Below are 12,682 nucleotides of genomic sequence, written 5' to 3'. Positions count from 1 at the left end.
GCTCCCTAAGCGGGTTTAGGTAGGATTGTCTGGATCATCAAGGACGCTTACCGATGCCGAAGCAGCCCGCCTTTCCCGGCCTCCGCCACGCGATGAAGAAGAAGCAGACGAGGCGGGAGAAATTCCTCGCCGAGATGGAAGTGGTGGTGCCGTGGACGCGCCTTCTGGCGCTGATCGAGCCGCGCTATCCCAAGGCGGGGCCGAAAGGGGGGGCGCCCGCCGTTGCCGCTGGAGACCATGCTGCGGGTTTACTTCTTCCAGCAGTGGTACGCGCTGAGCGATCCCATGGCCGAGGAGATGCTGTATGACAGCGACGCCATGCGGCACTTCGCCGGCATCGAGCTTGGCGACGATCGGATCCCGGACGAGACCACAATCCTCAACTTCCGCCACCTGCTGGAGAAGCACGCGCTGACCGAGAAGCTGTTCGCCGAGGTAAACAGCCATCTTGCCGACCAAGGGATCACGCTGCGCTCGGGCACGCTGGTGGACGCAACGATCATCGACGCGCCGTCCTCGACCAAAAATGAGGCCAAGGCGCGCGACCCCGAGATGTCGTCGACGAAGAAAGGCAACGACTGGTTCTTTGGCATGAAGGCCCATGTCGGCGTGGATGCGGAAAGCGGCATCGTGCACAGCCTGGAGACCACGACGGCCAAGGTGCATGACAGCCAGGTCTGGGACGAACTCCTGCACGGCGCGGAGACGTCGGTCTGGGCGGACAAGGGCTATGTCAGCGCTGCGCGGGAGGCCGCGTTCTCCGGCCCCGGCAAGTTCTGGGGCGTCATGAGGAAGGCGCCGAAAGGCGGCGCGCTGCATCCCATCGACGAGGACATCAACCGCATCATCGCCAAGGTCCGGGCACGGGTCGAGCATCCCTTCCGGGTGATCAAGCGCCAGTTCGGGTATCTCAAGACCCGCTACCGCGGCATCGCGAAGAACCGGGCGCAGCTCTTCACGCTGTTTGCCCTCGGCAATCTGTTCCTCGTGCGTCGAAAGCTGCTGGCATGAGGCGGAGTCGGCCTTCAGGCCCAATCTCGGCCATTCGAACCCGCAGATACGCCGAAGTTTCCGTCGCCACCGGCCGAGGTGCCCTTGTCAGAGCACTCAGGCCTCGAAATCGGCGAAGCCGCAGCGGTAGTTCAGACGATCCTTAGATCACGTCTAAACATTCCGCATATGTTCTAACTATTTTCCGCTCCAATCTAAACACTTTTCGTAATTATTTCAGTCAGATGCCAACTCTTGCAAATCCGTGTACACCGGTTCGATTCCGGTACTCGCCTCCACTTTTCTCAATAGTTTATGACTGTGTCTTCTCACCTGGGTATCCCCCGGGTATCAGGTGCGTGCTTTGTGCCGGGTTTGGGCTTTTCCAGTTTAGTTTGGCAGCGACATGCCGTGCCCCCCATTCCTTGGCGGATTTCCCCGGCATATTTGATGATGAAACCGGGGAGGTGTCTGGCGGCAAGGGGGCAGCGAAGCCCCTTGGCGGCCGTATTGGCCGAGGTCCGGTCGACGGCAGGCGCACGCTGCCTTCATGGCAGGCCGTTGTCGTTCTGCGTCTCCCCTGTGAAGACCTGCAACACGTCTGAGCTTCCTACAGTCTTGCCCTTTTCGTCGCAGCGGACGATGTCCATGCGGGTCACATTGGTCGTCAAGATTGTTTCAGCCGTCAGGTTGGCTCCACCTTCAGCCGTGAGAGCAGCATGGGCGTCAGGTACATCGGGATCTGATAGCAGCCGACGAAGATCATCAGGGAGTCGGCAACCGCCTCTGGCAGCACAATCAGAAACAGGGCGATGTTGCGGTTCCCGGCATAGATGGCGGTTGCGAGCGTGAACCGCAGGTTGGCCCGGCGGCACAGCTTCAGGGTCACGGCGACAAGGCCGAAATTGACTGCAATCGCGGCCAGAAGCCACATGGCCAAAGACGATGGATCGGCGCGCAGGTAGGGGCCGATTGCGCTCATCAGGCTGACGACGACGACGGCGAGCAAAATTGCCGCAAATCCGTCGAGCGCGCCTTGGGACCTGACATGGCCAAGGCTCGGCAAAACATGCCGCACGGCAAATCCCGCCCCAACGGCAAGCAGGATGGCAACCAGCAGGCCAAGCGAGAGCGAAAAGGCACCAAACACCCCGCCCTCTGCCGGGTCGAGGATCAGCAGGACCGGGAAAGCTGTCAGCGGGAACAGCGCCGTGCCCAGCACCAGCAGCCGCATACCCGGGGCCGGGTCCCGCCGCATCATGATCGCAAAGTTGGGCGCGCCGGTCAGCGACGGCGCGGCCAAGAGCAAGGTCACGGCAAGAGCCAGGGAATAGCCCGACAGCCCGAAAAGGCCGAGCAGGAGGGCGACCACCACCGGCAGCGCGCATTGCAGCAGCCCGATACGGATCAGCGATGGGCGGAGTTCATCAAGGTTGCCAAGTGCCGCGCGCGCGCCGACCCTGACGCCAGTGACGAAGAGCAGCAGCGCCACCAGTTCTCCGACCCATGGCCGCAGATGCGCGGCCAGACCGGGCAGCAGCAAGCCGGCCATGAGCCCGGCAATCAGGCAGTAAGGGCCGCGCCGTCCGACCCAGGTCAGCATATGCAGCATGTGTCAGGGAGACTGCCGCATGGTTTCAGGCAGCCACATCGCGACCTCGGGGAACCAGATCAGCACGAAGCACATCAGCACCATGATCATGAACATCGGAAAGGCCGCGCGGGTGATGTAGCCCATTTCGTGTTCGGTCATGCCCTGCAGCACGAACAAGTTGAAACCGATGGGCGGCGTGATCTGCGCCATTTCGACCACCACGACGACGAAGATGCCGAACCAGATCAGGTCGATCCCGGCGTCGCGGACCATCGGTTCGACCACGGCCATGGTCAGCACCACCGAAGAAATCCCGTCAAGGAACATGCCCAGCACGATGTAGAAGACCATCAGGATCATCAGCAGTTCGAAGCGCGACAGATCCATCAAGGCGATGCCGTCGGCCAGCGCGCGCGGCAGACCGGTAAAACCCATCGCCAGTTTCAGGAATGCCGCCCCGGCGAGGATCAGCGCGATCATGGCCGAGGTCCGGGTGGCGCCCATGAGGCTTTCGGTAAAGGTGCCCCAGCTCAGCGACCCCTGGCTGGCGGCCAGCACAAGCGATCCGATCACGCCGATGGCGGCGGCCTCGGTCGCGGTGGCGTAACCTGCGTACATAGAGCCGATCACGACGAAGATCAGGCACAGCACCGGGATCAGGAACCGCGAATTGCTGAGCTTCTCGGCGAAGGACATGCCGGTTTCCTGCTTCGGGTTCCAGCTTTTGGACATCCGGCTGTAGATCGCCACGTAGCCCATGAACATCAGCGCCAGACAAAGCCCCGGAAAGACCCCGGCAAAGAACAGTTGGGTGATCGATTCATTGACCGTCACGCCGTAGACGATCAGCGCCAGCGACGGCGGGATCATCAGGCCCAGCGTCGCCGCGCCCGCCAATGTGCCGATGACGATGCGTTCGGGGTAATCCCGCGCCCGCAGTTCGGGGATCGACATCTTGCCCACGGTGGTCAGCGTCGCGGCGGACGAGCCCGAGACCGCGGCAAAGACCGTGCAGCCGACGATATTGGTATGCACCAGCCCGCCCGGCAATCGCGCCAGCCAGGGCGACAGGCCGCGGAACATATCCTCGGACAGCCGGGTGCGGAACAGGATTTCGCCCATCCAGATGAACAGGGGCAAGGCGGTCAGCGTCCAGCTGGACGAGGTGGCCCAGATAGTGGTGATCATCGTGTCGCCCACGGGGCGCGTGGTGAACAGTTCCATCCCCACCCAGGCGACGCCCATCAGCGCGATGCCGACCCAGACGCCGGTGCCCAAGAGCAGGAACAGGACCAGCAAGAACAGTGAGATTGCGTAGATTTCTTCCATGGGCCTATTCCGCGAAGCTCTGATCAACGAGGTCGCGCTTGATCCGGTGATCACCGCGGAACAGCACGTGAATGAGGTGATCGGTCAGGGCGATGGCGAGGATGCCGCCGCCGATCACCATCACCGATTGCGGTATCCACATCGGGGTGGCGTCCTGCGCCTGACTGACCTCGTTGAATTTCCATGACCAGTAGGTGAACCAGTAGGCGTAATAGGTGAAGTACCACATCACCGCCGTGGCGATGCCAAAGCACCAGATCTCCAGCAAGCGGCGAAACCCGCGCGGCACCGCGTTCAGCAAAAGCGACACCCGGATATGCGCCCCCCGGTTCAGCGCGTTGGCAAAGGCGAAAAAGCTGGCCGCCGCCATCGCGTAGCCCGCGTAATTGGCGGCGCCGGGAAAGATTTCGCCGGTCCAGCGTGCCACCATCTGGGCCACGATCAGCAAAAGGATCGCGATCAGACAGAGGGCGGCCAGAACACCGGAGACAAGGTAAAGCGCATCGAGGACGCGACGCAGGGCGCGCAGAACACCGTTCATTCAAGGGCTCCAGTGCTGGACAGAAAAGGGCCGGCCGATGGATGGCCGGCCCAAAGGCTTACTGAGCGTTATAGGCGTCGACGATTGCCTTGCCGGTGTCGCCGGCCGCTTCCAGCCATTCGGCGGTCATGGTCTCACCGATCGCTTTCAACTCGCCCATGAGCGTGTCGTTCGCCGGTGCCACGGACATGCCGCCCGCCTTGAGGCCCGCCAGCGTGAAGCCGGTGTATTCCTTGGCGCGCCATGTGCCAGCGTATTCGGCCATCGCCGCACAGGCGTTGATGACGTTCTTGTTCTCATCCGAAACACCCGACCAGACATCGGAGTTGATCAGCATGTAGTTGCGCGGCAGCCAAGCATCGACCGAGTAGAAGTGGCTCAGGCTTTCCCAGACCTTGCGGTCATAGCCAGTGGCGCCGGACGACACCATCGACTCGGCCACGCCGGTGGCGAAGGCCTGGCTGATCTCGGCCGCCTCGATCTGCACCGGTAGCATTCCGGTCAGCTCGGCCAGCCGGGCGGTGGCGTTGTTGTAGGAGCGGAACTTGATGCCTTCCATGTCGGCGACCGAATTGATCTCACGGTCGAAATACAGGCCCTGCGGCGGCCACGGCACGGAGTAGAGCAGGGTCAGGTTCTGACCGTCCAGCACTTCTTCGAGATGGGGCTTGGCCACTTCGTACAGCTTTTCGTGCTCGTCGAAGGAAGACACGAGGAAGGGCACGGAATCCCAGCCAAAGATCGCATCCTCGTTCTGGTGGCCGGACAGCAGGCGCTCACCGATGGGCACCTGCCCTGTCTGGACGGCCCGCTTGATATCTGCACCGGCAAAGAGCGAGCCGGAAGGGTGGGTGGTGATCTCGATCGCGCCGCCGGTGCCGGTGGTCACGCATTTGGCAAATTCGGCGCCGGTAACGGAGTGAAAGTTGGACCCGGCATAGGCCATGGGCAGGTCCCATTTTTCCTGCGCCGCAACCGGCATGGCAAACATCGTCGTCGCGGCCAGCGCCGCACAAGTGGTTGTCACTGTTTTCATTGTAGTCTCCCTGATGGTCGTTTTTTTATCGCTGTGTCATGCAAAGCGCATGGGGTCGAACGCACCGATATCGGTGTTCACGGGTTTGTCCGCGGCCAGACCTGCCACGATCCTTCCCGTTTTCGGGCCACCGGTCAATCCGATGTGGTGATGGCCGAAAGCCGTGTAGAGGCCGGAAGCGCGCACTTCCCCGATCAGCGGCAGGCTGTCCGAAGGTGCAGGACGGTGCCCCAGCCATTCGATTTCCTCTGAAGAGGTGAGGTTGGGAAAAGCCGCCCTGGCCTTGCGCCGGAGCAGGTCTAGCGGGGCCTTCGACGGCCCGGCCTCCAGCCCGCCGAATTCGACCACCCCGGCGCAGCGCAGGCCCGCCGCCATCGGCGTGCCGACGAACTTGCCGCTGGCCACCATGATGGGGTGCGATGGGCCGCCCTGGGCATCCTTGAAGACGATATGATAGCCGCGCTCGGTCTCTATCGGGATGTTGAGGCCCAGCTTTTTCATCAGCGGTTTTGACCAGACGCCGGTGGCAAGGATCGCGCGGTCGCAGGGTTGGCGGCCCTTGTTGGTCAGCACGGCGCTGACCTTGCCATCGTTGAGGTCGAAATCGGTGATCTCGGCCTGCAGGATGCGCCCGCCCTGCCCTTCGAACACGCGGGCCAGCGCTTTGACGTAGCCGCCCGGATCGCGGATGTAGCCGTGGTCTTTCATGGTCGCCAGAAGGCCGATGGAGGGTGCGAGGTTCGGCTCGCGCTCATGCACCTCGGCGCCCTCACTGATGACCGGCTCAAAGCCCGCTTCGCGGCGAAGCGCCCATGTATAGGCGTCAGCATCAAAGGCGGCGCGGTCGGTGTAGGCGAAGGAATAATCGCTGTCCTGCACCCAATCCGCCGCATCCGTGTCGGCCACCAGCGCCTTGTGCTGGTCGACAGTGTCACCGACGATGGTGGTCAGACCCTTTGCGATGCGGCGAGTGTCGCCGTCGTTGGCGTTTGACAGGTATTTCACCAGCCAGGGCGCCAACCTTGGCAGGTAGCCCCACCGCAGGAACAGCGGAAAGTCCGGATTGAGAAGCATCCGGGGCGCCTTGGCGATCAGGCCCGGCGCCGTCACCGGCGCGATGGAACAAGCGGCGAGCACGCCGGCATTGCCATGTGAAGTGCCTTCGCCGGGCGGCAGGCGGTCGATGATCGTGACCTCTGCGTCGCTGATGCGACGCAACCAGATGCCCGCTGAAACCCCGACAATTCCAGCCCCGGCTATGATGATGCGCTGTGGAATGACCGCCTCCTTCGAAACTGTATACAGATCAGAACACAGACTTGTGCTCAAGGCAAGCGCCGTGTTATTGGACTACCGAAACATCAGGGGACCATCGCCGTGAAGCACGCCAGTTCAGTGTCCGACGACACGGTTAGTGCACTTTACACGCAGTTGCGCGCGATGGTGGCCGCCTTTGCCTTCAAACCGGGCGAACGGATAAACGAATCGGCGCTCTCCCGGGATCTGGGCGCCAGCCGCACGCCGCTGCGTGAGGCGCTCAACCGGCTGGTTGCCGAGGGGTTCGTCGACTTTCAGTCCGGTCGCGGCTTTTTCTGCCGCGCCCTGTCGGACCGGCGGATCAGGCATCTTTACGAGGCGCGGATGGCCGTCGAGTGCGAGGCGGTCCGGCACGCGGCACAGCGGGCCACGCCCACCGATCTGGACGGGATCGAGGCAGAACTGGATCGCACCGCCGGGGAATACGCCTCCTGCACGGATCCGATCCGTCTGATGGAACTGGACGAGGCCTTTCACCTGCACCTGGCGGGACTGGCCGACAACCCTGAGCTTCTGGGGATGTTGACGACGATCTACGACAAAATCCGATTTGTGCGCACCGCCGACCTGCGGCGGCTGCAGGCGGCGGGACGGACCACCACGGAAAGCCACAGGGAAATCCTGAAGGTGGTGCGCACCGGCGATGCTGCCGCCTCTGCCGAGGCGATGCGCGCGCATATTGAAGACCGGGCCCGGCATGCCTCTGAGGCGGTCCGCCTTGCCTTTGCCGATCTTTACGCACCGAAGGACGAACTGACATGATGACCAAAGGCGGCAAGACGGTGTTCGGCGCAAGCGTCGGCATCCTGATGCTGAACACGCGCTTTCCCCGCATTCCGGGCGATATCGGCAACGCCGCCACATGGCCGTTCCCGGTGCAATATAAGGTCGTGAAACAGGCCACGCCCGACAAGGTCGTGCGGGGTGACGCAAGCCCCTTGCTGGGCGCCTTCATCGACGCCGGGCGCGAGTTGGTCGAGCTGGGTTGCGACGGGATCGCGACAAACTGCGGTTTCCTCGTGCCATTTCAGGCAGAGATGTCGCGCGCCCTCGGCGTACCGGTGGCCTCTTCCTCGCTGTTGCAGGCCCCTCTGATCCGTCAGACGCTGCCCGCCGACAAGGCCTTGGCGGTCTTGACCATCTCGTCCGAGACCCTGACCACCGCGCATCTGGATGCGGCGGGCATTCCCCGTGACACGATCATCGCTGGCACTGGGGCCGGATCGCATTTCACCACCCGTGTGCTGGGCGATGCCGCCGAGATCGATTTCGATCAGGCCCGCGCCGACAACGTCAGTGCCGCAACACGGCTGGTCGCGGATCATCCGGAGGTGGGGGCGATCCTCTTGGAATGCACCAACATGGTCCCTTACGCCGCAGACATCCGCCGCGCCACGGGCCGCCCGGTGTTTTCGATCTACACCTACCTGACGTGGTTTCAGGCCGGGCTGCTGCCGCGCCGCTTCCCCCTCGACCTCGACGATATCCGGGACAGCAGCAGATGAGCGATCACCGCATCGCCGAAATGCGCATCCACTGCGTGTCCATCCCGGCCAAGGCGGTGCATTCGCACGGGTCCGGCGACGTCAGCGGCATCAACGCGGCCCTTTGCGAACTGGTGACTGACACTGGGCTGACCGGCTGGGGTGAGGCCTCTCCCTGGCCCGTGTTCACCGGCACGCTCGACGGCAATGCCGCCGCGCTGCATGTCCACCTGCGCGGCCATGTTGTTGGGCGCGATCCGGTGCTGGTGGAACCGATCATGGCCGACGCCGAACGCGCACTGGTGGGCCATACCGAGGCCAAGGCCGCGCTGGAATGCGCCCTTCTCGACCTCGCTGGCCAGATCGCGGGTCTGCCCATCTCCGAGCTTGTCGGCGGGCGGCACCGCGATGCCCTGCCACTCAGCTTTTCCGTCGCCAATCCGGATTTCGACGCGGATCTGGGCGATATTGCCCGGCTTTGGGACGACGGGGTGCGGATCTACAAGCTGAAGACCGGCTTTGCCGACCACGCCTTTGACCTGATGCGGATGGAAAAACTTCGTGCACTCTATGGCGACGAGATCCGCCTGCGGATCGACTACAATCAAGGGCTGCCCGCCTACGACGCCATCCGCCACATCCGCGATCTAGAGGCGTTCCGCCCCGATTTCGTCGAACAGCCGGTGCGCAGCTTTGAACGCGAGGCGCTGGCCGAGATCACCCGCGCTGTCGACGTCCCGATCATGGCCGACGAGAGTGTATTCGACGTGCGCGATGCGCTGCGTGGAGCGACTTCACGCATGGCGGATATCTTTTCGCTGAAAACGGCGAAATCGGGTGGTATCCGCCGCTGCATCGAGATCGCCGCCATCGCCCGCGCCGCCGGGATCGAAGTCTACGGCGGCTGCATGTTCGAAACCTCGATCGCCCATATGGCGGGGGCGCACCTGATGGCCGCAATCCCCAACCTGACGCTGGGCTGCGAATTCTACATGTCGAGCTATTACGCCGAGGCCGACATTGCCGTGACCCCCTTCCCGGTCCGGGATGGCCATGTCCACGTGCCGACCGAACCGGGCCTTGGCGCGGTGCCCGACCCGGACATGCTGGCGCGCTACCGGACGCGCCTGCTGACATGATCCGCACGCTTTAAAACAAAGGAACGACCGATGCCCATTATGCCTGATCCGATGCGGATGAACGGCGCGCAGGCGCTCTTGCGGATGCTTGAACTGCATGGTGTCTCTCATGTCTTCGGCCTGCCCGGAGAGACCACCATCGGCTGGTACAAGGAATGGCGCGCTCATTCGGATATTGAGTTCGTCCTCACGCGGGATGAGCGCACGGCCTCTTACGCCGCCGAGGCCTATGCCAAGATCACCGGCAAGCCCTGCGTGCTGGAAGCGCCCAGCCCGGGCGTTACCCACTGCACCCCCGGCATCACAGAGGCGTTTCTCAGCTCGGTGCCGGTGATCTTCTTCAGCTCGGACATTCCGATCAATCAGGACAAGAAGCACGGGCTGACGGGCGTGGACCAGACTGCGCTGTACGACTCGATCTGCAAGGAATCCTTCACGATCACAAATGTCGGCGAAATCCCCTTCCTGATGCGCCGCGCCTTCCGCGTGGCCACATCCGGCAGGCCCGCGCCGGTGCATATCCGGGTGCCGATCAACATCTTTGGCGAAGAGGCAGAACTGGCGGACCTCTACGCCGAAGCCGACTACAGCGCCTATCCCGCGCACCGCCCGGTTGCGGATCACGGCAAGATCCGCAAGGCCATCGACCTGCTTCTGGCCGCGAAGAAACCGGCCATCGTCTGCGGTCAAGGCGGGCTGATCTCGAAGGCGTCGGATGTGCTGGTCGAACTGGCGGAACTGCTGCAGATCCCGGTCGGCACCACCACCCCCGGCAAGGGCACCATCCCAGAGGATCATCCGCTTGCCCTGCGCGTGATCGGCGGACGGGGCGGCATGGAATACTCCAACGATTACGTCCACGACGCGGACCTGATCTTCTTCGTCGGCTCCAACACCGACAGCGCGGCGACGGATCACTGGAAGCTTTACGGCGATCCGCGGGAAAAGACCTTTCTGCACCTCGACATTGCTGAGGCACATGTCGGCAACAACTTCCCCGTAGAGGTCGGCATGGTCGGCGACGCGCGGGCGAGCCTTGAATACATGGTCGAACTGATCCGGGCCGAGCATCCGGGGCTGGAACGGCCGCAGATCGACCTGAACCCGATCAAGGCGACGGCGCTGGACAAGGTTTTCAATTCCAACATCCCCATGCCCGAGGGCACGATTTCTCCAGTCCGACTGTCGCAGGTGCTTGACCGGCTGATGCCCGACGATGCCATCGTGACCTCCGAACCGGGCGTCAGTGCGATCTACCCTTCGGCGCTGCTGACATTCCGCAAGCCCGGGCGGCGTTACATCACCAACTACTCGATGGGTGCATTGGGCTATTCCGTGCCGGCCGCATTGGGCGCCTCCTATGCGGGTGACGGGCCGGTGATTTCCTTTACCGGTGACGGATCCTTTGGCTTTGTCATCGGCGACATGGAAACCATCAAGCGATCGGGCAAGAACGTCACGATCATCCTCTGCCGCAACGACAGTTTCGGCTGGATCCGGGGCGAAGCGATCCTGCTAGACGAGGTCGATGAACCGTGGTCGACCGATTTCGGCAAGGTCGATTATTGCAAGGTGGCCGAGGGTTTCGGGTTCGAGACCGCGCGCATCACTTCCGAGGCGGAGATAGAACCGGTGCTGGCGGCGGCCATCGCCAATCCCGGCGCAAATTTCATCGAAATCATGGTGCCGACACAGGACAAGATCGTGCCCTTCGTTCCCAACTGGGTCCGCGCCGCGCGGAAAAAGGACTTGCCGCATTTCTACTGAGCGGTCGGCCCCGTTTAGCCGGGCGCGGCGCGCTTGGATCAGGCCAAGGCCGTCGCGTTCCGCCGCAGCGGGAAAGCGCGGTCATAGACCAAGGTGAAGGCGAAAGTATAGATCACGACAAAACTCGTCACCACGATGTCCGCCGCCAGCGCCTGCAGCACCCCGATCTTGAGCCAGAACATCAAGATCGGAAGCGATGTGATCGTCAGCGTCACCTCGAACCCAAGGGCGTGCAGCACCCGCCCGATGGGCGAGCGTTCGCTGGATATCCGCCCGGCGCGGCTCTCCATGAGATCGAAGACCCAGTTGTAGGCGAAATTCAGCACCATCGCCTTTGTCGACAGGATCACGCCAAGCAGCCCGATATCCGCAAGTGATGTTTCAAAAAACACCGCGCCAAACGGGACCAAAATCGCCATCAGGATGATCTCGAACGAGAGCGTGTAGCGCAGCCTGTCGCGCCAGGATCTGAGAATCGTCGTTTTCTGCATGATCTGCCCTCCCATGCTTTCGGCTTGCTTCTATCACCCGAATACGGGTTATAAAGTTGGATTCTATCTAAAAAGCAGATATATCCATGCCATCCACCGAGAGCCTGCAGGCCTTTGTTCTTGCCGCCGAACTTGGCTCCTTCTCCGCCGCAGCGCGGCGTCTGAACAAGGCGCAATCGGCGGTTTCCACTGCGATTGCCAATCTGGAAATCGACATCGGTCTTCAGCTGTTCGATCGCTCGACCCGCTCGCCCACCCTGACGCCGGAGGGGCGCGCCCTGTTGCCACACGCGAACGGTATCCTGCTGGGCACGCGTGAGTTCATGACCAAGGCCGGTTCAATGTCTGAAGGGACGGAGGATCGACTGGGTCTTGTTGTCGAACAGGGCATCAACACGGCCCCGCTCTATGACACGTTCAACCGGTTCAGCGGGGCCTTTCCCTCTGTCTCGCTGGAAATCTTCACCACCGGCCCATCTGACACCGGCGCATTGCTGAAAGAGGGGCGCGCAGACCTCGGCGTGATGATCGCTCAGGAAAGCTATCCTTCCGGCTTTCAGTTCCGGGGTGTGGGCGTGTCCAAAATCGTGCCGGTCTGCGCCCCGGACCATCCTCTCGCAGCCTGTCTGCGCCCCGGCTACACCGAGTTGCGCCAGCATCGGCAGATCATCCTGCGAAGCCGCTACCGGACGACGGACAACCTGACCGAAGAGGCCAAGAGCCCTACCCTCTGGCTTGCCGAGAACCCGCAGATGATCGCCAGCCTCGTGCTGCGCGGCCTTGGGTGGGCCGAGTTGCCCCTGCATTCGGTCAGCCACCACATTGCCGAGGGGAGGCTGCTGCGCCTGTCATGTGCCTTTCAGCAGGGTGACGTGCACGAAGGCATCGATGTGGTCTGGACGGAACGGCGCGCCCTGGGTCGCGCCGGACAATGGTTTCGGGACCAGTTGTTCGCCGTTCCCCAAGCTGTTTGGCTGGGCACTTGAAAGGTGCT

At 62.7% G+C, this 12,682-nt stretch carries 11 protein-coding genes and 1 pseudogene; 6 read left to right on the top strand and 6 right to left on the bottom strand.

Annotation, left to right across the window (positions count from 1 at the left end; translation table 11 throughout):
- Nucleotides 1-53: 53 nt before the first annotated feature.
- Nucleotides 54-1,011, top strand: a pseudogene (locus tag ACTXGA_RS13090) (IS5 family transposase).
- A 664-nt stretch (nt 1,012-1,675) separates the two neighbouring features.
- Here ACTXGA_RS13090 and ACTXGA_RS13085 read toward each other — a convergent pair.
- Genes ACTXGA_RS13085 through ACTXGA_RS13065 form a run of 5 tightly spaced genes read right to left on the bottom strand, consistent with a single transcriptional unit; the run spans nt 1,676 to nt 6,768 of the window.
- Nucleotides 1,676-2,602 (bottom strand): hypothetical protein, encoded by a 927-nt coding sequence (locus ACTXGA_RS13085; RefSeq protein WP_443394308.1) that lies wholly within the window; start codon nt 2,600-2,602, stop codon nt 1,676-1,678.
- Nucleotides 2,603-2,605: 3 nt separating this feature from the next.
- Complete coding sequence (locus ACTXGA_RS13080; protein ID WP_443394306.1) at nt 2,606-3,913, bottom strand: TRAP transporter large permease; 1,308 nt, start codon at nt 3,911-3,913, stop codon at nt 2,606-2,608.
- Nucleotides 3,914-3,917: 4 nt separating this feature from the next.
- Nucleotides 3,918-4,454, bottom strand: coding sequence for a TRAP transporter small permease (locus ACTXGA_RS13075; RefSeq protein WP_443394305.1), 537 nt, complete (start codon nt 4,452-4,454; stop codon nt 3,918-3,920).
- 58 nt (nt 4,455-4,512) lie between these two features.
- A complete protein-coding gene (locus tag ACTXGA_RS13070) occupies nt 4,513-5,490 on the bottom strand; it encodes a TRAP transporter substrate-binding protein (protein WP_443394303.1) in 978 nt (325 codons plus the stop codon).
- Nucleotides 5,491-5,526: 36 nt separating this feature from the next.
- Complete coding sequence (locus tag ACTXGA_RS13065) at nt 5,527-6,768, bottom strand: NAD(P)/FAD-dependent oxidoreductase (protein ID WP_443394614.1); 1,242 nt, start codon at nt 6,766-6,768, stop codon at nt 5,527-5,529.
- A 117-nt stretch (nt 6,769-6,885) separates the two neighbouring features.
- On the opposite strand from ACTXGA_RS13065, the gene ACTXGA_RS13060 reads away from it, so the two are divergent.
- Genes ACTXGA_RS13060 through ACTXGA_RS13045 form a run of 4 tightly spaced genes read left to right on the top strand, consistent with a single transcriptional unit; the run spans nt 6,886 to nt 11,197 of the window.
- Nucleotides 6,886-7,569, top strand: a complete 684-nt coding sequence (locus ACTXGA_RS13060; RefSeq protein WP_443394301.1) for a GntR family transcriptional regulator — start codon at nt 6,886-6,888, stop codon at nt 7,567-7,569.
- Nucleotides 7,569-8,312, top strand: coding sequence for an aspartate/glutamate racemase family protein (locus ACTXGA_RS13055; RefSeq protein WP_443394612.1), 744 nt, complete (start codon nt 7,569-7,571; stop codon nt 8,310-8,312). Before ACTXGA_RS13060 ends, ACTXGA_RS13055 begins: the two co-directional genes overlap by 1 nt.
- Entirely contained in the window at nt 8,309-9,430 is a 1,122-nt protein-coding gene (locus ACTXGA_RS13050; protein ID WP_443394299.1) for an enolase C-terminal domain-like protein, read from the top strand. Before ACTXGA_RS13055 ends, ACTXGA_RS13050 begins: the two co-directional genes overlap by 4 nt.
- A 30-nt stretch (nt 9,431-9,460) precedes the next feature.
- The gene (locus ACTXGA_RS13045; RefSeq protein WP_443394298.1) at nt 9,461-11,197 is read left to right on the top strand and encodes a thiamine pyrophosphate-binding protein; all 1,737 of its coding nucleotides are present in this window, start codon (nt 9,461-9,463) and stop codon (nt 11,195-11,197) included.
- 38 nt (nt 11,198-11,235) lie between these two features.
- Here the strand turns inward: ACTXGA_RS13045 and ACTXGA_RS13040 are convergent, their stop codons facing one another.
- A complete protein-coding gene (locus ACTXGA_RS13040) occupies nt 11,236-11,688 on the bottom strand; it encodes a PACE efflux transporter (protein WP_443394296.1) in 453 nt (150 codons plus the stop codon).
- 86 nt (nt 11,689-11,774) lie between these two features.
- Here ACTXGA_RS13040 and ACTXGA_RS13035 point away from each other — a divergent pair, with 86 nt between their 5' ends.
- Nucleotides 11,775-12,674 (top strand): LysR family transcriptional regulator, encoded by a 900-nt coding sequence (locus ACTXGA_RS13035; protein ID WP_443394294.1) that lies wholly within the window; start codon nt 11,775-11,777, stop codon nt 12,672-12,674.
- Nucleotides 12,675-12,682 lie beyond the last annotated feature (8 nt).

Source organism: Antarctobacter jejuensis (assembly GCF_052266595.1).
In the GTDB taxonomy this organism is placed as follows: Bacteria; Pseudomonadota; Alphaproteobacteria; order Rhodobacterales; family Rhodobacteraceae; genus Antarctobacter; species Antarctobacter jejuensis.
This window is presented reverse-complemented; position numbering and strand designations above follow the sequence as displayed.